17 protein-coding genes are annotated in these 19,348 nt (G+C 38.6%); 7 read left to right on the top strand and 10 right to left on the bottom strand.

What is annotated here, in order from left to right; genetic code table 11:
- Positions 1–31 precede the first annotated feature (31 nt).
- Entirely contained in the window at positions 32–484 is a 453-nt protein-coding gene (gene bcp / locus KSK37_RS10390) for a thioredoxin-dependent thiol peroxidase (protein WP_217201294.1), read from the top strand.
- A gap of 150 nt (positions 485–634) precedes the next feature.
- Here bcp and KSK37_RS10385 read toward each other — a convergent pair whose 3' ends face one another.
- Together KSK37_RS10385 and KSK37_RS10380 are read right to left on the bottom strand one after the other, a co-directional pair.
- Entirely contained in the window at positions 635–1,855 is a 1,221-nt protein-coding gene (locus KSK37_RS10385) for an aminotransferase class V-fold PLP-dependent enzyme (protein ID WP_217201292.1), read from the bottom strand.
- A 69-nt stretch (positions 1,856–1,924) separates the two neighbouring features.
- Entirely contained in the window at positions 1,925–3,061 is a 1,137-nt protein-coding gene (locus KSK37_RS10380; protein ID WP_217201290.1) for a serine hydrolase domain-containing protein, read from the bottom strand.
- 114 nt (positions 3,062–3,175) lie between these two features.
- On the opposite strand from KSK37_RS10380, the gene KSK37_RS10375 reads away from it, so the two are divergent.
- Positions 3,176–4,483, top strand: coding sequence for a M48 family metalloprotease (locus KSK37_RS10375; RefSeq protein ID WP_217201288.1), 1,308 nt, complete (start codon positions 3,176–3,178; stop codon positions 4,481–4,483).
- Positions 4,484–4,499: 16 nt separating this feature from the next.
- On the opposite strand, the gene KSK37_RS10370 is transcribed toward KSK37_RS10375, so the two are convergent.
- The 3 genes from KSK37_RS10370 to KSK37_RS10360 all read right to left on the bottom strand — a co-directional run bounded on the left by KSK37_RS10370 (position 4,500) and on the right by KSK37_RS10360 (position 8,378).
- Positions 4,500–6,029 (bottom strand): type 2 periplasmic-binding domain-containing protein, encoded by a 1,530-nt coding sequence (locus tag KSK37_RS10370; protein WP_217201286.1) that lies wholly within the window; start codon positions 6,027–6,029, stop codon positions 4,500–4,502.
- Between the two features lie 105 nt (positions 6,030–6,134).
- Positions 6,135–7,676 (bottom strand): glycine--tRNA ligase, encoded by a 1,542-nt coding sequence (locus KSK37_RS10365; protein WP_217201284.1) that lies wholly within the window; start codon positions 7,674–7,676, stop codon positions 6,135–6,137.
- Between the two features lie 207 nt (positions 7,677–7,883).
- Positions 7,884–8,378, bottom strand: a complete 495-nt coding sequence (locus KSK37_RS10360) for a hypothetical protein (protein ID WP_088359039.1) — start codon at positions 8,376–8,378, stop codon at positions 7,884–7,886.
- A 95-nt stretch (positions 8,379–8,473) separates the two neighbouring features.
- Between KSK37_RS10360 and KSK37_RS10355 the strand changes: the two genes are divergently transcribed.
- The gene (locus KSK37_RS10355; protein WP_217201282.1) at positions 8,474–9,484 is read left to right on the top strand and encodes a quinone-dependent dihydroorotate dehydrogenase; all 1,011 of its coding nucleotides are present in this window, start codon (positions 8,474–8,476) and stop codon (positions 9,482–9,484) included.
- Between the two features lie 38 nt (positions 9,485–9,522).
- On the opposite strand, the gene KSK37_RS10350 is transcribed toward KSK37_RS10355, so the two are convergent.
- Both KSK37_RS10350 and KSK37_RS10345 read right to left on the bottom strand, forming a co-directional pair.
- On the bottom strand, positions 9,523–10,023 hold the full coding sequence (locus tag KSK37_RS10350; protein WP_217201280.1) for a hypothetical protein: 501 nt from the start codon (positions 10,021–10,023) through the stop codon (positions 9,523–9,525).
- Between the two features lie 43 nt (positions 10,024–10,066).
- On the bottom strand, positions 10,067–11,311 hold the full coding sequence (locus KSK37_RS10345; RefSeq protein WP_217201278.1) for a DUF445 domain-containing protein: 1,245 nt from the start codon (positions 11,309–11,311) through the stop codon (positions 10,067–10,069).
- A 79-nt stretch (positions 11,312–11,390) separates the two neighbouring features.
- On the opposite strand from KSK37_RS10345, the gene msrB reads away from it, so the two are divergent.
- Positions 11,391–11,939, top strand: coding sequence for a peptide-methionine (R)-S-oxide reductase MsrB (msrB, locus tag KSK37_RS10340; RefSeq protein WP_217201277.1), 549 nt, complete (start codon positions 11,391–11,393; stop codon positions 11,937–11,939).
- Positions 11,940–11,994: 55 nt separating this feature from the next.
- Here the strand turns inward: msrB and KSK37_RS10335 are convergent, their stop codons facing one another.
- Together KSK37_RS10335 and KSK37_RS10330 are read right to left on the bottom strand one after the other, a co-directional pair.
- Complete coding sequence (locus tag KSK37_RS10335) at positions 11,995–12,468, bottom strand: hypothetical protein (RefSeq protein WP_217201275.1); 474 nt, start codon at positions 12,466–12,468, stop codon at positions 11,995–11,997.
- Positions 12,469–12,490: 22 nt separating this feature from the next.
- Positions 12,491–15,157 carry a TonB-dependent receptor domain-containing protein gene (locus tag KSK37_RS10330; RefSeq protein ID WP_217201272.1) on the bottom strand — a complete coding sequence of 889 codons (2,667 nt, stop codon included), beginning with the start codon at positions 15,155–15,157 and terminating at the stop codon, positions 12,491–12,493.
- 587 nt (positions 15,158–15,744) lie between these two features.
- Between KSK37_RS10330 and KSK37_RS10325 the strand changes: the two genes are divergently transcribed.
- The gene (locus tag KSK37_RS10325; protein WP_217201271.1) at positions 15,745–16,506 is read left to right on the top strand and encodes a murein L,D-transpeptidase catalytic domain family protein; all 762 of its coding nucleotides are present in this window, start codon (positions 15,745–15,747) and stop codon (positions 16,504–16,506) included.
- Between the two features lie 53 nt (positions 16,507–16,559).
- On the opposite strand, the gene KSK37_RS10320 is transcribed toward KSK37_RS10325, so the two are convergent.
- Positions 16,560–17,378 carry a GLPGLI family protein gene (locus KSK37_RS10320; RefSeq protein ID WP_217201270.1) on the bottom strand — a complete coding sequence of 273 codons (819 nt, stop codon included), beginning with the start codon at positions 17,376–17,378 and terminating at the stop codon, positions 16,560–16,562.
- 148 nt (positions 17,379–17,526) lie between these two features.
- On the opposite strand from KSK37_RS10320, the gene KSK37_RS10315 reads away from it, so the two are divergent.
- Complete coding sequence (locus KSK37_RS10315) at positions 17,527–17,856, top strand: HesB/IscA family protein (protein WP_088359029.1); 330 nt, start codon at positions 17,527–17,529, stop codon at positions 17,854–17,856.
- Positions 17,857–17,862: 6 nt separating this feature from the next.
- Positions 17,863–19,311: a Fe-S cluster assembly protein SufB gene (gene sufB, locus KSK37_RS10310; RefSeq protein ID WP_088359028.1), complete on the top strand. Its 1,449-nt coding sequence runs from the start codon at positions 17,863–17,865 to the stop codon at positions 19,309–19,311.
- Positions 19,312–19,348: the final 37 nt, after the last annotated feature.

Below are 19,348 nucleotides of genomic sequence, written 5' to 3'. Positions count from 1 at the left end.
TTAGCTTTAAATTTGGGCAAAATTAAGAATTATGTTGAAAGTTGGGGATCATTTACCTGAATTTAAAAGTGTAAATCAAGACGGAGAGGCAGTGCGGTCTTCTGATTATTCTGGAAAGAAACTCGTGGTTTTCTTTTATCCAAAAGCGAATACGCCTGGCTGTACTGCAGAAGCATGCGATCTGAATAATCACTTTTCCGTTCTTAAAAAAGAAGGTTATGAGTTATTGGGAGTTTCAGCAGATTCTCAGAAAGCGCAGAAAAAATTCCACGAAAAGTTTGGCTTTCAGTACCCTTTGCTTGCGGATGAAAGTAAAGAAGTGATTGAAAAATTCGGGGTTTGGCAACTTAAAAAATTCATGGGCAGAGAATTCATGGGAATCGTACGAACAACTTTTATCTTTGATGAAAACGGAATTTGCGTCCGCGTTATCGAAAAAGTAAAAACAAAGGAATCCGCAAAGCAGATTCTGGAAGATTCTTAAGTTGTCACAATAGTTTTTTCACACCACAAAGTCACAAAGGTTTTTAATATCCATAGAGAAAGACGAAAATGTTTTATCGTGCGATAAAATATTGCTGGTTTTTTAATCTGCTGTATTTAAAATAAGTCTCTGTGCCTTTGTGGTGAGCATTTAGCCCAGCATCCGTTGGGCCTTTTTCACACCTTCTACCAAAATATCAATTTCCTCAAACGTATTGTAAACTGCAAAACTGGCGCGAACCGTTCCGGCAATTCCGAAGAAATTCATAATCGGCTGAGTACAGTGATGGCCTGTTCTTACAGCGATTCCGAGCTTGTCAAGAATCATTCCGACATCCGAAGAAATTCCCACACCTTCCAGATTGAAAGATACAACGCCGGTCCGTTTAGCTTTTTCACCGTAAATTCTTAACCCTTCAATTTCAAGAAGTTTCTTCTGAGCGTAATCCAGCAAAGCATTTTCGTGGTTCTGCAGATTTTCGTGACCGATATTTTCAATAAAATCTATGGCTGCTCCGAGCGCAATATTTCCCCCAACATTGGGTGTTCCGGCTTCAAATTTAAACGGCAGATCTGCGTAAGTGGTTTTTTCGAAAGAGCAGGTTTCAATCATTTCTCCGCCGCCATGAAACGGTTCAATTTTTCTCAGAATTTCTTCTTTCCCGTACAGAATTCCGGTTCCCATTGGAGCATAAAGTTTATGTCCGGAGAAAACAAAGAAATCACAGTCAAGCTTCTGAACATCAATTTTAAAATGTGGAGCAGACTGCGCGCCGTCAATGATGATAAAAGCGTCTGATTTCGCTCTTGTTTTTGCGATAATTTCCTCAACAGGATTCACAATTCCTAAGGCATTGGAAACCTGATTTACAGAAACAATTTTCGTTTTTTCGCTTAAGTTTTCGTCTAAAAAATCAAGCTGAAGAATTCCGTTCTGGTCAATTGGAATTACCTTAAGTTTTGCACCGGTTCTCTCGCAAAGCATTTGCCACGGAACAATATTCGAGTGATGTTCTAAATAGGAAATAATAATTTCATCGTTTTCCTTAATCATATTCATTAAAGAATAGGCGATGAGGTTTATTCCTTCGGTGGTACCTTTGGTGAAAATAACTTCGAAATCGTTTTTTGCATTGATGAATTTCTGGATTTTTCTTCTCGAAAGCTCCATTTCCTCGGTCGCCAACTGACTTAAAGTGTGGATTCCTCGGTGAACATTCGCGTTGATTTCTGTATAATATTTCTGCCACGCATCCAATACAGCTAAAGGTTTCTGCGAGGTGGCTGCATTGTCAAGATAAACAAGATCTTTACCGTTGACTTTTTGAGAAAGAATAGGAAACTGACTGCGTATATTTTGTAAATCGAACATTTTACTTATTTAGAATGCTTCAAATTTACGGAAATTATATTTGAATAATTCTTATTCCGATTGATTATGTTAATAACTCTTCACCACTTCATCTACCAGAAATTCAACCTGAGAAGGTCTTCCTTTTTTGTCCTTGGGCTGATCTTTGTAGGTTCCGGTTCTTACGATAATCATTTGCTTTTCGGGGATTACAATGATATACTGCCCATAAAGCCCCAAAAAGTAGTAATGTTTTACAGCAGCGTCATTATTAATCCAAATTCCCATTCCGTAAGCGCCGCTGGAAAGTTTTGTCGGGGTTTTCATTTCATTTAAAAACTGAGAACTGATGACCTGTAGTCCATCAACTTTCCCGTCATCCAAAAACAGCTGGCCTAATTTCGCGAAATCTCTTGCATTGGAATGAATACAGCAGAATGTTTTTTCCATCCCGAAATCATCGGTGGTCCATTCTGCATTTTGCTCCATTCCGAGCGGTTTCCATAACTTTTCGGACGTGTATTCAGCGATGCTTTTGTTGAGTGATTTTCGGAGCGCGAAACCGAGAAGTTGAGTAGAGCCGCTTTGGTATTCGAATTTTGTTCCCGGTTTTTCCTTAAACTCCCGGTAAAGAACTGCTTCTTCCAGAGATTTTCCATAATATGCTTTTGCGTTGGGAAGAAAAGGATTTTCATAGTCTTCGTTCCAGTTTAATCCGGCTTCCATTTTGGCCAAATCTTCGACGGTCAGATCTTTTCCGAATTCCATGTTTTTATAATTTTCATAAAAATCGGAATATTTCTGGTTTAAACTCCTGATCTTGTTTTCTTCAATAGCTTTTCCCAATAGCATTACCGTTACAGCTTTCGCCATTGAAAAAGAATTGGTTTTTGAATCCTGGTCATAACCGTTCCAGTATTCTTCATACAGTAATTTGCCGTTTTTAATAATCAGAAATGAAGCTGTTTTTGAGTTTTTCAGTTCGTCAACTAAAATATTCGGCAAAGGCTTTTTGTTGTAGAGAGAATCCTTGTCCCAGGGCTTTCCATTTCCATTTGCAATGACATGAGACGGAAAATACTGACCGTCATCAATTGTAGATCCGGTTTCGCCCCGCAGATAAGTTTGCCGAACTCCTCTGAACAGATAATCGTATCCGAAAGCATAGGTAAGCGCGATAACTGCGGCTAAAAAAGCAAAAATTCCCTGAATAACTTTTTTGATCATATCTGTTGAGCTGTCAGACAAATGTAATATAAAAACCGCAATGAAATTCATTTGCAAAAGCGGTTTTCGAATAAAAGAATAATGTATTTTTGTTTTGCATCCTATTCAGTTTAAATGATGAAAAAATATATTTTCGTAATGCTGTTCTGCATTTCTTTTATCAACGGTTTCTCCCAGGAATACCGGCCGGTTGACACGGCAGATTATGCCCAGAGAAAAGCTTTTGTTGACCGCTATAAAATCATCAGTGATAATTATTCCAAAACACTGAAAGCAAAATATCCGGGAACTACAGGGAAAGAACTGGCGAAAAACTACTCTGAATTTCAGGAATCATTCAGAAAAGAAATCAAAAACCGTGATTATGTTTTCAATTCAGGTTTTACCGAAATGCTTCGGATCTGTTTTGAAAAGTTAAAAACCAAAAACCAGAATATTCCTGATGATATAAGAATTTTAGTGGCAAAAGATAATGCGCCAAACGCGTTTTGTATTCAGGACGGTGTTTTTGTAGTGAACATGGGACTTTTCAACTGGATTGATAATGAAGAGCAGCTGATTTCAATTCTCGGTCACGAACTTGGACATAAACTGCTGAGCCATTCAGAAAACTGGCAGAAAAAACTGATTGAAACGGAACAGAACAGCAAAACGCAGGTTTCTGAAATTTACAGCTCAAAAATCAATAAGAGCGAAAAAGCTTTCAAACTCTACAAAAATCAAATATACGAATCGGGTATTTTTCGCAGGAAGAATGAGTCAGCGGCCGATTCTATAGGTTACGTAATGTACAGAAATACGGGTCTGAAAAAATCGGAGTATATCAATTCGTTAAGAAATCTTCAGAAGTTTGACACCATTTCTCCGACGGTTGTGAAAGTGGAAACTTATCACAGACTTTTCAGTTCAGCGGAGCATCCTTTCAAGGAAAAATGGCTCAAAATGGAAGATTTTTCTGCTTATGATTATTCGAATTTCAAAGAAAGATTAAATAAAGATTCTCTGTCCACTCACCCTGAGGTTGTGGAAAGAATCAGCCTTTTAAAGAAAAATTTCCCTGAGATCAGTCAGGATGAAGTTTCGGTTAAAAGTGAAAACAAAGATTTTCTGGCTTTGAAGAAAACGGCGCGTTTCGAGATTCTCCCCAATTTTTATCATTCTGAAGATTACGGTTTGGGGATTTATACCGCGATGCAGTTTCTGCAGGATGGAGAAGAGGAAAGCTACTATAAAAACTGGCTCGGGAAAAATTTTGCAAAGATTTATGAGGCCAGGAAAAATTATAATCTGAACCGCTATCTGGACCGTGTTGATCCGAAAAATCAAAGCGAAAGTTACAGGCAGTTCCTCAATTTTATGTGGAACTTAAGCCTCGATGACATCAAAAATATTGCTGATTTGTATGCACAAAAAAGCCCGTAATAACGGGCTTTTGCTTTTAATAATTCAGCCTTTCCAAACGGATTTTATTGAATTTTTCTTTCTCGTTCATTTCTCTTAAAAGGATGTAACCTTCTTTTCCAACATATGGATAAACCAGAAAATCGTCTTTGGCAGAAATCGGAACCATTTCCTGATTGAATTTACCGCCGATTAAAGTATTGATGTAGAGATTCCAGTTTTTCTGTCTGGTAACAGCGTCTTTCTGGAAATCACGGTAGAAGAAAACCACGTCTTCCCCATCATTCAGATACTGGGAAAAAAGATAGTCGGAGTTGGCCCATTTTGTTTTCTCCTTTTCAAAAATTTTCACTTCCGAAACCTTGAAATCCTTATCCGTGAAAAGGTAAACCAAATCTGTAGTTTTCGGCGCGGAATATTGTCCTTCAGGTTTGTATTTTTCCATCAGAATGCCGATGCTGCCGTCTTTCATAAAATAGGCATCCCGGGGATCCAGAAAATAACCCATTTCAACATACCCGTAAGCATCGATGTTTTTCACGGAAGGTTTTAATGATTCGTAAGGGATTTCTTTGGTGTCCACGGCAAAGGTTTTCTTATCGATCATCATTCTCGAAAATCCGGTAGCCCGCATATCATCATTATAGGTTCTGCCGAGAATTACGATTTTGTCGTCAAACGTTTTGTTGTTGTCAATCTTCCCGAAACTGTAGGTATTAAAGGAATTAATGGCATCCAAAGTATTTGGCGTAAGTCCTGTGACAGGTTGTTTGTAAACTTCTTTTCCGGTTTTCATATCCAGAATAAGCAGCTGGAAAGTTTTGTTTTTCTTGTCGTTATTCTGAAGGAGCGTGTAAATATAATTTTCGTCTTTATCAAGAATCGTTAATGATTCATTCACTTTTTTATTACCGCTGGTGTTGTATTGATAGCGCCAGATTTCCTTTTGCTTTTCATTAAATTTAATCAGGTTGTTATTGTTGATATAGTTGCCGTAATTGTTGAATTCAAGCGCAACAAAACCGCCTTCTTTGATTTCGGAAACATAGGAAACATAATTGTAGCCTTTTTCTTTTTTCTCGGCTCTTTCTTCTTTCTGGTCGGCTTTATAACTTTTTGGCTCGGCCATTTCTGCGAAAGCTCCGTCTTTATAATCATAATAAAGCTTATTGGTAATGGTATTATCCTGCAGTGAAATTTCTTTGCTTCTCGGGATAAAAAAGTCTTTGTTTTTCAGCACATAATAATCTATTTCGCTTGGTTTTAAGATGATTTTCCCGTTAAAATCCATGTACGCAAAATACCGGTTTGCAGTGATATCGCCTTCAAATTCCTTATTGGCTATAGGATTGAGGTTTTTATCGAGAATAACGTATTCAAATTTTTTGGTTTTATCACCGGATTTCCCGTAACTGTAAAGCGTAAAATATCCAAAAAGATTCTCTTTCTGATCGAAAAGCGCGTTGAATGCTACATATTCACCCTGCGCCAAAGCAGCTAAATTTTGTGATTGCCCAAAAGCGAAGATCTGCGAAATAAAAAAGAACAGAAAGTATAGTTTCTTCATAAAAATTAAATTTCTCAAAGATAAAAAAATGGTTGATTCACAGCGGTTTTAAATAAAAAAAGTTCCAGATTGCTCTGAAACTTTTTATTAAATATTTTTATCGAATTAAATCTTGGAAAGTAAATTTCTGAAATTCGTTTTCTCACCGATAATTCTGCGCAAATCTGCTACCGGAACTCTTTCCTGCTTCATCGTGTCGCGGTCTCTTAAAGTAACCGTGTTGTCCACTAAAGAATCATGATCGATGGTGATACAGAAAGGCGTTCCAATCGCATCCTGACGTCTGTAACGTTTTCCGATGCTGTCTTTGTCTTCATAAATCACGTTGAAATCAAATTTCAGATCGTTGAAGATTTTCTCACCGTATTCACCTAAACCGTCTTTTTTCATCAACGGTAAAATCGCAGCTTTTACAGGAGCTAAAGCCGGTGGAAGAGAAAGCACAGTTCTTTCCGAACCGTCTTCCAAAACTTCCTCTTTCAGTGAATTGGAGAAAATCGCAAGGAAAAGTCGGTCCAAACCAACGGAAGTTTCCACCACAAAAGGAATATAATTTTCATTTCTTTCCGAATCAAAATACTGTAGTTTTCTGCCGGAGAATTTCTCATGTGCTTTCAGATCGAAATCTGTTCTGGAGTGAATTCCTTCCAGTTCCTTAAATCCGAACGGGAATTTGAATTCAATATCTGCCGCAGCATTTGCGTAATGCGCCAATTTTTCGTGGTCGTGGAATTTATAATTTTCTGCGCCCAAACCTAAAGCCAAATGCCAGTTCAGACGTTTTTGTTTCCATTCTTCGTAGAAACCAAGTTCGGTTCCCGGCGGAACGAAAAACTGCATTTCCATCTGTTCGAATTCCCTCATTCTGAAGATAAACTGTCTCGCAACGATCTCATTTCTAAAGGCTTTACCAATTTGAGCAATTCCGAAAGGCAATTTATGCCGAGAAGTTTTCTGAACATTCAGGAAGTTCACGAAAATTCCCTGCGCGGTTTCAGGTCTTAAATATAAATCGGTCGCAGAATCTGCAGAAGCTCCGAGTTTCGTTCCAAACATTAAGTTGAACTGACGAACATCGGTCCAGTTTTTAGAACCTGTATCCGGATCAGCGATTTCAAGCTCTTCGATTAAAGCTTTTACATCCGCTAAATCTTCATTTTCCAAAGATTTCGCCATTCTCGAAAGGATGGTTTTCTGTTTTTCTCTGTATTCTAAAACGCGTCCGTTTGTGGTTTCAAATTCATTTTTATCAAAAGCATCACCAAATCTTTTCGCTGCTTTTTCAATTTCTTTCTGCGCTTTTTCTTCCAGTTTCGCACAGTAATCTTCAATCAGAACATCGGCTCTGAAACGTTTTTTCGAATCTTTATTGTCGATCAAAGGATCGTTAAAAGCGTCAACGTGGCCGGAAGCTTTCCAAATCGTCGGATGCATGAAAATCGCAGAATCAATTCCCACAATATTTTCATTCATCTGCACCATTGCTTTCCACCAATATTGCTTGATGTTGTTTTTCAGTTCCGCACCGTTCTGTCCGTAATCGTAAATTGCTGATAGTCCGTCATATATCTCACTCGAAGGAAAAATAAAACCATATTCTTTCGCATGTGAAATCAGCTTTTTGAAAACATCTTCCTGTTTAGCCATCGTTTTTAAGTATTTGTGCAAAAATAGTGAATTTTACTCATAAAATTGAGCTGAATTTTCAGGAGCCGGGAACCTGCTCTCCGCTGTATCTTTTGCTCCGCTTCGCTCCGCAAAAGGATGCCGCTGCGATCAGGGCTATGGAGATTCGCTTTTAAAACAAAAAAAACGGAAACCCAATTCCGTCTTTTATATTTTAGAAAATCACTTTTAGAAATTATAGCTCAGAGCCATTCCGTTTCCGGCAGTCTCCAGTTTAAAATAAGGCTGAAAAGCGGTAGCTCCTCCGTTTTCAATTTCCAAAGCTTTTTTGGCATTTTTGTTAGCCGCCACAGCAAATGGAATTCCTATTCCAATAAGACCTGCGCCGATTCCGATGGCGGTCCAGGCTCCGCTGTTATTCGGTTTTGTTGTTATTGTACCATAGTACCCTAAATCACTTGTTCTGGTTTTTCCATTACTAATGATTTGACCAATTCCGAATCCTAAACTGAATCCCCCAGCATATGCAAAAACTTCTCCCGCTGTTTTGTTAGTTCTTGCTTTTTTAAAATAGTCCCGAGCTTCACTATTTTGCAGTACTTGCTCATATTTTGAATACTTATACTTCACGCCGTCTTTCACCAGTTTATTATTTTCAAGACTTACTTGAGAAAACGCAGTTTGAAAGCAGATAAAGGTACTCAATAGTAGAATTTTCTTCATAGAATTTTTTTGCTAAAAAAGGGAATTTTTCCAAGCCGTACAAATTATTTTTTTTCGGGGCGCAGAAATCCTTAAATTTGCTAAACTTTTCTCACATGTACAAAAGCATTATCCGTCCATTTCTATTTAAATTCGATCCTGAAGAAGTACATTATTTCACCTTTAATCTTCTCAAGAAATTCGGGTTTCTAACCAAATTATTTTTCCCAAAACCGATTGAAGACAAAAGGCTGGAAAGAGAAGTTTTCGGGCTGAAATTTAGAAATCCTGTTGGTCTTGCCGCAGGTTTTGATAAGGACGCTAAAATGTTCAGCGAACTTTCGGATCTGGGATTCGGTTTTATTGAAATTGGTACTTTAACACCAAAACCGCAGGAAGGAAATCCGAAGAAACGACTTTTCAGATTGAAAGAAGATTCTGCGATTATCAACCGAATGGGTTTCAATAACGGTGGAGTAGACGCTGCAGTTGAAAGACTCAAGAAAAATAAAAACGTACTGATCGGCGGAAATATCGGGAAAAATAAAGTGACATCAAATGAAGAAGCTGTTAACGATTATATCATCTGTTTCGAAAAACTTTTTCCTTACGTTGATTACTTTGTAGTAAACGTAAGTTCTCCGAACACGCCAAATCTCCGTGCTTTGCAGGAAAAAGAACCTTTGACGAAACTTTTAAGTGAACTGCAGGAACTCAATTCACAAAGAGAAAAACAAAAACCAATTCTTCTGAAAATCGCGCCGGATTTAACAGATGAACAGCTTTTAGATATTATCGATATTGTAAACGATACCAAAATTGCCGGAGTTATCGCAACAAACACTACACTTTCCCGTGAAGGTTTGGTTTCTGAGAATAAAGTGGAGACTGGGGGACTTTCCGGAAAACCTTTAACAAAACGTTCCACAGAAGTCATTAGATTTCTTTCAGAAAAAAGCGGGAAGTCTTTTCCCATCATCGGCGTGGGCGGCATTTATTCTGCGGAAGATGCGCTTGAAAAACTGGAAGCCGGAGCAAGTTTAATTCAGCTTTATACAGGGTTTATTTATGAAGGCCCGCAGCTGATTCATGATATCAACAAAAAACTGCTGCAGACCATTAAATAGAAATTTAAGAACTGTAAACGTTCAGTAAAAACTTTAAATTAAAAATTGTAGGTGAGCGCTAATCCCTCTCCGGTAAAATCAAACTGATAATACTGCGCTTTTGGAACAAATTTATTCTCAGTTTCAACCCCTTTTTTTACTTTGTTTTTTCCAATCACCGCAAGTGGAATCGCAACGGCCACAACGCCAATGCCGACTCCTACCAGCGTCCAGCCGGGTTTACTTGTTTTTACTTTAGTGAAATTACCCGTATAAGGATTGTAATTGATTGCGCTTTTTTCCTGAGTCAGTGCGTTCGGAAGTCCGGCACCGATGAGTAAACCACCGCTAAAGCCCATGATATTTGCAATGGTTCTGTAAGTTCGTCCTTCCTGAATATAATTTTTAGCAACTGGATTTGTGAATTGGGTTTTGTACTCAGAGAGTTTGTAACTTACTCCTTCTTTTTCGAATTTCTTAGCGCTTTTACTGAGTTTGATCTCTTGTGAGAAGGAAAAGCTGAATAGTAGTACTGCGAAAAAAGTAAATATTTTTACCATGAATTTTTTTCACTAAAATAGTTAAAATTCTGAGCTGTGAAAGTTAAATAAAAAAATTCGCGATGGTATAAATAACTAATCCCACCAAACCGCCGACTAAAGTCCCGTTAACACGGATAAACTGAAGATCTTTTCCTACTTCAAGTTCCAGCTTTTCGCTGAGTTCTTTTCCTTTCCAGTTTCCTACCGTTGAACTGATAAGGTTTCCGGCGAGGTGCGTGTTTTTCAGGATATATTTATAAGCCGTAACGCGAACCCAATGATCGATTTTGTTTTGAAATTTTTCGTCGGTTTTGAGATTCTCGGCAAGTTCCGAAAGGTTTTTTTTGATATAATTTTTTAAAGCAGAATTTTCCTCTTCCAGTTCTTTTGACAGCGATTTTTGGATAGAATTCCAAATGTCCTTTGAATACTGATGAAGTTTGTCTTCTTTCAGAAAATCATTTTTAATCCCGCGGAATTCTTCTGCCCATTTTTCTTCGGTTTGAATTTCATGAGAGAAAGCATAGAGTTTTTGAGTGATCTCAGTCCGCAGAGAATGGTTTTGATCAATTTCAACTTCTTCAAAAAATGTTGAAAGGCCGTTGGTTATTTTTTCGGCGATCGTATCATCTACAAATTTTGGAATCAGGAAATAGCTTTCCTTTTTTACGCGGTCTTTCACGATGTCCTGATGCTGAAGCACGTAATCCTTGATCTGTTTTGAAAGATTGGTGATCATTCTCTGATGGTCGTTTTTATCAAGAACGTATTCAAGTCCATTGCCGACGATGTGGTTAATTTTCAGATCGTCAGTCATTTCTTTTGCCTTATTTCCAATGAAATTTACTACCACAGTGTCATCGAGTTTATGAAGAATTTCCAAAACGATATTGGAAAGTTCCTTTACCAGATTCTCCTGATTTCTTTGTTTGGAAAGCCAGTCGCCAACGAAATGTGAAATTTTCAATTTCTGAATATATGGACGGATGTTTTGCGGAGAAAGAAAGTTGGAGACCACAAAATTGCCGAGATTATCACCAATGCGTTCTTTACTGTTTTCAATCAGATTGGTGTGCGGAATCTTTAGCCCCAGAGGATAATTGAAAAGTGCTGTAACCGCAAACCAGTCCGCCAAAGCTCCCACCATCGCTGCTTCGGAAAAAGCTCTGATATATCCGATCCAATGAGCCGGATTATTCTTTTCCAGAATTGTCATCACCACAAAAATTACAGCCATCAGAACGAAAAGTCCTGTGGCAAACATTTTGTACTTCCTCAGCTGTATTTTTTTTTCCTCGTCGTTCATTATCATCAAATGTACTAAATTTGATCCGCAATATTTTTTAACCAAAGAGATTTCACGCAGAAATTAATCTATAAAACTCATGAAAACGATACTCTTTATACTGTTTTGCATGTCTTTACAAATGTGCTCGCAGGTTAAGCAACCCGAAAAATCTAATTCAACAGAAAAATCTATTTCAATGGAAAACTCAACAACAAAAAACAATCCATACTATTCCCGAACCGACAGAACGAAACTTAATGTTCCCAATTCGGAATGGAAAAAAATCCTTTCTCCTGATTTGTTCGCAGTGGCGAGAGAGGCAGATACTGAAAGGCCTTTTACCGGAAAATATAACGAATTCGATGAGCTGGGCGAATATTACTGCGCGGTTTGCGGTAATCATCTTTTCCGTTCAGATTCTAAATTTTCATCGACTTGCGGCTGGCCAAGTTTTTTTGAAGCAGACAAAGAAGGTGTCGCTTATAATAGAGATTCTACACACGGGATGGAAAGAATTGAAGTGGTATGTAAACGCTGCGCCTCTCACCTTGGTCACGTTTTCAATGATGGTCCGAAACCCACAGGAATGCGTTACTGTATGAATTCGATCTCTCTTGACTTTGTCGGAGATTCTGAAAAGAAATAAAAAAAATTGCGGAACATTAATTCCGCAATTTATATTTAAAGAAAAATTCTCATTTTTAGATCAAAGGCGCTCCCACTTGCAGATCGCAACGGTGATGAGGTTCACCATGTGCTGGATTCAAAGCCGGTTTCGGTCCTGCTGCTGCCGTCGAAGAAACAGGTGGCGCTGGCGCTGCAGACGGTGAAATAGGATTGGTATTAAAACTGTTTGCCGGTGCCTGTTGTTGAACAACCTGCGGAGCTGTATTCTGTGCCGGGGCCGGACTGTCAATAGGAGCACCCACCTGGATATCGCATCGGTGATAAGGTTCGCCATGAGCAGGATTTAAAGCTGGTTTTTGTCCCGAGTTCGATGTTGTGGCCACCGCTGTTTCCGGTGTGGTAACGGCTCCTTCTTCCTGTTGTGGATTTGTGGACAAATTGGCTGTCGCTTCGGGTGCAGTTTTAACCTGAGTTTCTGTGCTTTTTGAATTCTTACATGAAACTGCGAAAGCAGCAGCTACAAAAAGTAATAATGATAATTTTTTCATATTGATAAATTTAAAAATCTGACTAAAACGAAACATCCAAACCTAGATACACATTTGCCGGCATAATCGGCGCGTAGACCATTCCGCCGTCAAAATAATTGCTGAATGGGTTTTTAGCATCGATGATCGGTTGATCCTGTGTATAACCGGTTAGGTTTTCTCCGCCCAAATATACACGAATATTTTTATTGAAGTTTTTCGAAACCTGCGCATTCAGAGTAGCAAATGAATTGGAGTATTCCGGCAATCTGAATTCGGCAGGATTTGCATTTAAATTCGGCAGTTTTTGTTTTCCGACAAGCTGTAAGGTGGTGTCGAAATTCCAGAAGCCGCCTTTTTCATTTTTATTGGTCGCGTAAGATGCATTAAAAAAACCTCTGTTTTTTGCCATAAACGGAACTTCTCTTTTCCCGCCTACGAAATCTGCCTGAACATCGTAGTATTTATAAGCTAAACGAAGTTCAAGATTTTTTGCAGGAACAAAATCGAGCTGAGTCTGGAAACTGTTTGCATAGGAATTGCCGGCCAAATTATAAAAAACAATTTTATTCGGCGAAACGTCAAGATCTGCCAAAACCTGGTCCTGGAAGTCGGTTCTGAAAAAATCGGCTACCAAAGTTGCTTTCCGGTTGAAGAGCTTGAATTCCTGCTGAAGACTCGCTCCGTAATTCCACGCGATCTCTGGCTTCAAATCATATATGTTTCCGCCGTTTCCTAAAATTTCAATCTGTCGGTTTGAGGCAAAATACTGTTGGTTTTCAGCAAAAATATTGGCAGTTCTGAAACCTTTTCCTGCAGAAAGTCTTACAATTGTTTTTGGCGTGATATCATATTTAAAGTTAAGTCTAGGGGTAAACTGTGTTCCTGCCAGATTGTGAAAATCTGTTCTTGCTCCTGTTACCAAAGTATATTTTAAACCTGTTAAAGTGTATTCGAAAAATAATCCCGGAACGTTTTCTGTCCTTTTGAAGTTCTGAGTCAGATAATTTTCATCAAAATCATCATATAGAAAACTTGCTCCAGTCTTATATTTATGGTTGGTATTTCCAAATATACTTTCAAAAATCAAGTTCGAGTAAAAGGTTTTCTGCTTTCCCAGATAATTTCTGTTCCCGAAAAAACTGTCCTGCTGATGGTAGGTAAACTGATTCATCCAGCCGATACTTTGATAGGGTTTGTCTTTAAAGACGTAGCCGGTTTTATTCCAAACATCGAATTTAGAAATATCAATTCCTACCCCGTAAAAACTTTGTTGGGAACGGTCGGTGTTTTTATCAAAATCTTTCTGACCGCCAAATCTTTCGTCTTTTACATAACTGATTCCGAAATGTGTCCCCAAACCTGAGTGTTCCAAATCGTTGTAATTCAGCAAATAAGCTGCATTGATCTGATTCCCGGTTGGCTGGTCAAGAAAACCGTCGTTATTAGTATCCATTTTTGCTAAAGTGGCATTTCCATGAAGCAATACGGATTGATTCCAGTGCCCAGAAAGTTCGTTTGTTGTGGTAATATTGGTTTCAAACCTTCCGTTTGCATCTGCGAAAACGTTCAGCGCAGTTTCCGGTTTCCCCTGAAACTTTAAAAGTTCAGTATTGATCTGGCCTGTAATACTTTCGTACCCATTCGTCACGGTACTTCCTCCTTTCGTTAACTGAATTCCGCCAATCCATCTTCCCGGAATTAAATTCATCCCGTAAGGCGAAGCCAACCCACGGATTGAAGGCAGAAGTTCTTTTGTTAAAGACGTATATTTCTGGTCCAGTCCCAGCATTTTCAGCTGTTTGGTCCCGGTCACCGCGTTGCTGAAAGAGACATCTACGGTGGCGTTGGTTTCGAAACTTTCAGAAAGATTACAGCAAGCTGCTTTCAGTAATTCTTTGGAACTGATATTGAAGGTTAAACCGGCTTCTTTTTTGTTTAAAGCCGTGGCTTCGCTCATTTTGATAAGTTTTACCTCTTCAATGCTTTTATCGACGTGATCAGCATGCTGAGTGAAATCTTTTTTGACTGCGGGAGTTTCTTCGTGATGCACCAAATCGCTTTTTTCTCCCAGTGGAAGCGTTCTGTCGTACAAGCAGCAATCGGGGAGGTTTTTGTAAACTTCATCTGATGCGCTGTACTTTTCGTTATCATGGCCCACTTCCGCGATTTTCTTTAAAATGAGATCGGAAGAAGTTTTTGCCGAATTAAAATTAAGCGTAACAATCTGTGTTTCTACATCCCAGCTTGCGGAATCTGCACCTGCAGTTTTGGCTGCTTTTTCAATTCTGGTCTTACACGAAACGCAATTTCCTCTCACAAAAAACTGGTTTTCAGATTTCGGTGATTTTAAAGTTTCCTTAGGCTGTAAAAAAGAAGGCTCCCGTTCGTAATGGCAGCATCCGGGAAGGTTTTCGTAAACGCTGGTTGGTGCCGTGAATTTTTCGTTATCGTGCCCGGCTTCCGCAATTTTTTTCAGTAGTTCTTCCGGGTTTACTTTTGCTGCATCATACTCCACAACAAGCTGTTGGGAATCTGCGCTCCAATTGGCTAAGGCTGCGCCGTTGTTTTTTGCGGTGGTTTCAATTCTTTCTTTACACATTCCGCATTCGCCTTTTACTTTAAAGGTAGCTTTGGTGATGGTTTGCGCAAACAGGAAATTGGTGAATAAGAGTGAAAAAGTCAAAAGACTTTTCAGTAATGTTTTCATTTTATTTAAGATGTTAATTTAATAAAAGGCTTGCCAAAAGAACATTCTTCTGGCTGACAGTCAGTAAATTAACAGAGCTTTGGCGGTTGCCAAATGTTTTGAATATTGGAAGAAAAAAATGAAATTTCGTAATTGAAAGCGATTTTTTTAATGAAGAGTTGCTTTTGAGCCGTATAAACTTCAGGTGAAAGATAGTTCAGTACAAGATTTACCGAACACGAATGGCAATTAGCACAGTCGTTTCCGCAATTGCTTTTTTCAGAACTTTTTTTAGAATTATTTTCGTGGCAAGGTTTGCTTTTTTCTGTTTTGCAGCATTCATCTTTGTTAGATTTTTGCTCGCAGCATTTTTCAACCTTCTGGGCAAACACGGTCTGCTTAGGGAGAATAAAAACTCCTAAACCCAAAATAATTAAAAATATTTTTAATGATTTTACCATGCTTATGCAAAATTAATAAATAATTTCCAAATGGGCTAATTCAGTTAAAGTTTCATAAAAAACAGTTAAATAAAATTCATTTAATTGCTTGATATATAATTATTTGTAGCTTTGCCAACTGAAATTTAATTTAACATAATATCAAGTATGAAGAAAGTCCTTTTAACATTAGTTTTAGTGTTCATCGTTGCCACATCTTTTTATAAAAAGGAAACCGCAGTTGTAAACGCTAAAACTCATCTAGAAGCTCAACCAACAATTTTAGCTGCCGAAAATAAGGCAGCCTCCGTAAAAGAAACTGGCGAAGAAATTTTCTCCTCTATCAGTTTTGAAGGAATCAACGCATTAAATCCGGATGTTTTTTCGAAAGCATTTTTAGGGTTTAACAATCTGAAAAAAGCCGGCAAACTTCCCCAAGATTCCCATTTGCTTACTGTTTGTGATTTTTCACTTTCCTCTACCCAAAAAAGACTTTGGGTAATTGATCTCAACGCGAAAAAAGTACTTTTCAATTCTCTGGTTGCCCACGGAAAAAATACCGGTGAAGAATTTGCGGCGAAGTTTTCCAATACCGAAAGCTCTTACCAAAGCAGTCTTGGCTTTTATGTGACAGAAAATACTTACAACGGAAACAACGGGTATTCGCTAAAACTTGAAGGGATGGACTCCGGATATAATGATGCTGCTTTTCAGAGAGCAATCGTGATGCACGGCGCTAAATATGTGAGTGAAGATTTTATTAGATCCCAAAATAGAATTGGAAGAAGCTGGGGTTGCCCTGCCGTTCCAAGTGCATTGGCAGAACCTATTATCAACACCATTAAAGGAAAGAACTGCCTGTTTATCTATTATCCTGACCACAAGTATTTGTCTGATTCAGAATGGCTGAAAAATGGTGAAAACATTTAGTTTTAAATATATAGTTGAAAAGAAAATCCCGGTCTGCACGAGACCGGGATTTTTTATTTTAATTCGATTGGATTGTTGTTTTTCTCGAGTTCCTCTTTTAGGCGCTGTTCGAATTCTTTTCTCTGAACAGGATTTGTCTGAACACGCATTCCTACGCGGTTACCTGAACCCGGTGGAGGAGGCGGTGAGAAAGAAGTAGGATCTTTCCTGAATCTTTCCTGCTGCTGATTATAAACAACGCGCTTTACTTTGACTACGCTACCTCGCTGATCGAAACTGGCAGGAGCTGTAATTTTTTTGGTTTCCTTCAAATCGAAAGAATAATCACCTTTTGAATCTTCGACTTTTACAATTAAACCGGGAAGTCCGGAAAATTTATAAGGGCCATCCTGAAAAGGAACTTCAGTGGTAAACCATGCGAACCAAGTTCTGCCGGCAAACTTAGTTTCCGCTTTCTGGGTTTTGTAATCGCCAATTTTTGCCGTTTCCGGGAGAATTTTCCATTCCATTGGGCGGTCTTCGTCATAAGAATACTGGTCTCTTGCGATGCGGGTAGCAAATGTTTTTGTCCCGTTTTTAAAATCTTTTTCTACCGTAAAATCAATATTGGAGCGGAGGTTTTGCAGCTGGCTTCTGTCGAAATTCGCGCCGCCGGTTTGCCTCATCCTTTCTAAAAGAGAATCCCTCTGAAGCCTTTTTTCTCCATAAAATATAGATTTGTCAGGTGTAGCATCAAGATAGGCGAGTTCCGTTTTGATGTCATTTCGGTTGGTCGAATCAGGTTTCATCGTTACCTGATAAATAAAACGGTTAGCCTGCGCAAAGCCTAGTTGGGAGCATACTCCCAGGACTATTAGACCGATTTTTTTCATTCAGTATATATTTGGTTTTTTGATGTGGATTATATATGAAAGTTAAATTTTTCTTCTATAACTCAGATAGACAAATATACCGCCACAAATTTGATATTCATTATATTATTAGTAATTTTGCAATCTAAAATAAGTCTAAATAAAAACAATGATAAAAGTTAGCGATCATGCGAAAGAAAAAGCCATTCAGCTGATGACTGAAGACGGTTTTAAACCTTTTGAAGATTATATAAGAGTCGGCGTTAAAAGCGGTGGCTGTTCCGGGCTTGAGTATGTTTTGAAGTTCGATAACGAAAAAACAGACGCAGATCAGGTTTTTGAAGATAACGGGATAAAGATCATCATCGATAAAAAATCCATCCTTTATCTTGCAGGTACAACGCTCGAATATTCGGGAGGTTTGAATGGGAAAGGTTTTATATTCAACAATCCCAATGCGAACAGAACATGTGGGTGTGGAGAATCTTTTAGTTTATAAAAAATTATGTCAAAATATACAGAAGACGACTTAAGGGTCGATCTTGAAAACCAAAAATACGAATTCGGCTTCGAGACAGATATCGAGTATGAAGATTTTCCTGCCGGTCTGAATGAAGACATCGTAAGAATGATTTCGGCAAAGAAAAATGAACCGGAATGGATGACGGAATGGAGGCTGGAATCTTTCAGAATCTGGCAGAAAATGGAAGAACCGACCTGGGCAAATGTACAATATGAAAAACCTGATTTTCAGGCAATTAAATATTACGCCGCGCCAAAGAAAAAGCCAGAGCTTGCAAGTCTGGATGAAGTGGATCCGGAATTGTTGAAAACTTTTGCTAAACTGGGAATCAATATTGAAGAACAGAAAAGGCTTTCCGGCGTTGCGGTGGATATTGTGATGGATTCGGTTTCTGTGAAAACAACATTCCAGGAAACCCTTTTAGAAAAGGGAATTATTTTCTGTCCAATTTCGGAAGCCATCCAGAATTACCCGGAATTGGTGAGAAAACATATCGGGAAAGTAGTTCCGAGGGGAGATAACTTTTATGCAGCTTTAAACTCGGCAGTGTTTTCTGACGGAAGTTTCTGCTACATTCCCAAAGGCGTGAAATGTCCGATGGAACTTTCTACTTATTTCCGAATCAACCAGTCCGGAAGCGGGCAGTTCGAAAGAACTTTGCTGATCGCGGATGAAGGAAGTTACGTTTCTTATCTTGAAGGCTGCACCGCACCGGCAAGAGACGAAAATCAGCTTCACGCCGCAGTGGTGGAACTTATCGCGATGGATAATGCTGAAATTAAATATTCTACAGTCCAAAACTGGTTCCCGGGAGACGCTGAAGGAAAAGGCGGAGTTTTCAATTTCGTAACAAAACGCGGAATTTGTGAGAAAAATGCAAAAATATCATGGACTCAGGTTGAAACCGGTTCTGCAGTAACCTGGAAATATCCAAGCTGTATTTTGAAAGGTGATAATTCCATTGGTGAATTCTATTCCATTGCCGTGACCAATAATCATCAGTATGCCGATACCGGAACGAAAATGATTCACATCGGGAAAAATACCCGTTCTACTATTATTTCAAAAGGAATATCTGCCGGAAAATCTAATAATTCCTACCGTGGATTGGTGAAAGTAATGCCTTCAGCAAAAGGTGCAAGAAACTTTTCTCAGTGCGACTCGCTTTTGATGGGCAATGAATGTGGCGCACACACTTTCCCATATATCGAAATCAAAGACCCGACTGCACAGTTAGAACATGAAGCTACGACTTCAAAAATCGGTGAAGACCAGATTTTCTACTGTAACCAGCGCGGAATCAATACAGAGAAAGCGATTGCACTGATTGTGAACGGTTTCGGTAAAGAAGTTTTAAACAAACTTCCAATGGAATTTGCGATCGAAGCTCAGAAATTATTAGAAATTTCCCTTGAAGGATCAGTCGGTTAATATCAGTTTAAATAAGATAAAGATTCAGAAATCAATT

Origin of the sequence: Kaistella soli (assembly GCF_019038595.1) — a bacterium.
GTDB lineage: Bacteria > Bacteroidota > Bacteroidia > Flavobacteriales > Weeksellaceae > Kaistella > Kaistella soli.
This window is presented reverse-complemented; position numbering and strand designations above follow the sequence as displayed.

Excerpts from the sequence above, each read along its gene's own strand:
- KSK37_RS10375 (WP_217201288.1), top strand. The coding sequence starts at position 3,176 with ATGATGAAAAAATATATTTTCGTAATGCTGTTCTGCATTTCTTTTATC.
- KSK37_RS10380 (WP_217201290.1), bottom strand. The coding sequence starts at position 3,061 with ATGATCAAAAAAGTTATTCAGGGAATTTTTGCTTTTTTAGCCGCAGTT.
- KSK37_RS10335 (WP_217201275.1), bottom strand. The coding sequence starts at position 12,468 with ATGAAAAAATTATCATTATTACTTTTTGTAGCTGCTGCTTTCGCAGTT.
- KSK37_RS10325 (WP_217201271.1), top strand. The coding sequence starts at position 15,745 with ATGAAGAAAGTCCTTTTAACATTAGTTTTAGTGTTCATCGTTGCCACA.
- KSK37_RS10330 (WP_217201272.1), bottom strand. The coding sequence starts at position 15,157 with ATGAAAACATTACTGAAAAGTCTTTTGACTTTTTCACTCTTATTCACC.
- KSK37_RS10315 (WP_088359029.1), top strand. The coding sequence starts at position 17,527 with ATGATAAAAGTTAGCGATCATGCGAAAGAAAAAGCCATTCAGCTGATG.
- KSK37_RS10370 (WP_217201286.1), bottom strand. The coding sequence starts at position 6,029 with ATGAAGAAACTATACTTTCTGTTCTTTTTTATTTCGCAGATCTTCGCT.
- KSK37_RS10355 (WP_217201282.1), top strand. The coding sequence starts at position 8,474 with ATGTACAAAAGCATTATCCGTCCATTTCTATTTAAATTCGATCCTGAA.
- KSK37_RS10350 (WP_217201280.1), bottom strand. The coding sequence starts at position 10,023 with ATGGTAAAAATATTTACTTTTTTCGCAGTACTACTATTCAGCTTTTCC.
- KSK37_RS10320 (WP_217201270.1), bottom strand. The coding sequence starts at position 17,378 with ATGAAAAAAATCGGTCTAATAGTCCTGGGAGTATGCTCCCAACTAGGC.
- KSK37_RS10365 (WP_217201284.1), bottom strand. The coding sequence starts at position 7,676 with ATGGCTAAACAGGAAGATGTTTTCAAAAAGCTGATTTCACATGCGAAA.
- sufB (WP_088359028.1), top strand. The coding sequence starts at position 17,863 with ATGTCAAAATATACAGAAGACGACTTAAGGGTCGATCTTGAAAACCAA.
- KSK37_RS10345 (WP_217201278.1), bottom strand. The coding sequence starts at position 11,311 with ATGAACGACGAGGAAAAAAAAATACAGCTGAGGAAGTACAAAATGTTT.
- bcp (WP_217201294.1), top strand. The coding sequence starts at position 32 with ATGTTGAAAGTTGGGGATCATTTACCTGAATTTAAAAGTGTAAATCAA.
- KSK37_RS10360 (WP_088359039.1), bottom strand. The coding sequence starts at position 8,378 with ATGAAGAAAATTCTACTATTGAGTACCTTTATCTGCTTTCAAACTGCG.
- msrB (WP_217201277.1), top strand. The coding sequence starts at position 11,391 with ATGAAAACGATACTCTTTATACTGTTTTGCATGTCTTTACAAATGTGC.
- KSK37_RS10385 (WP_217201292.1), bottom strand. The coding sequence starts at position 1,855 with ATGTTCGATTTACAAAATATACGCAGTCAGTTTCCTATTCTTTCTCAA.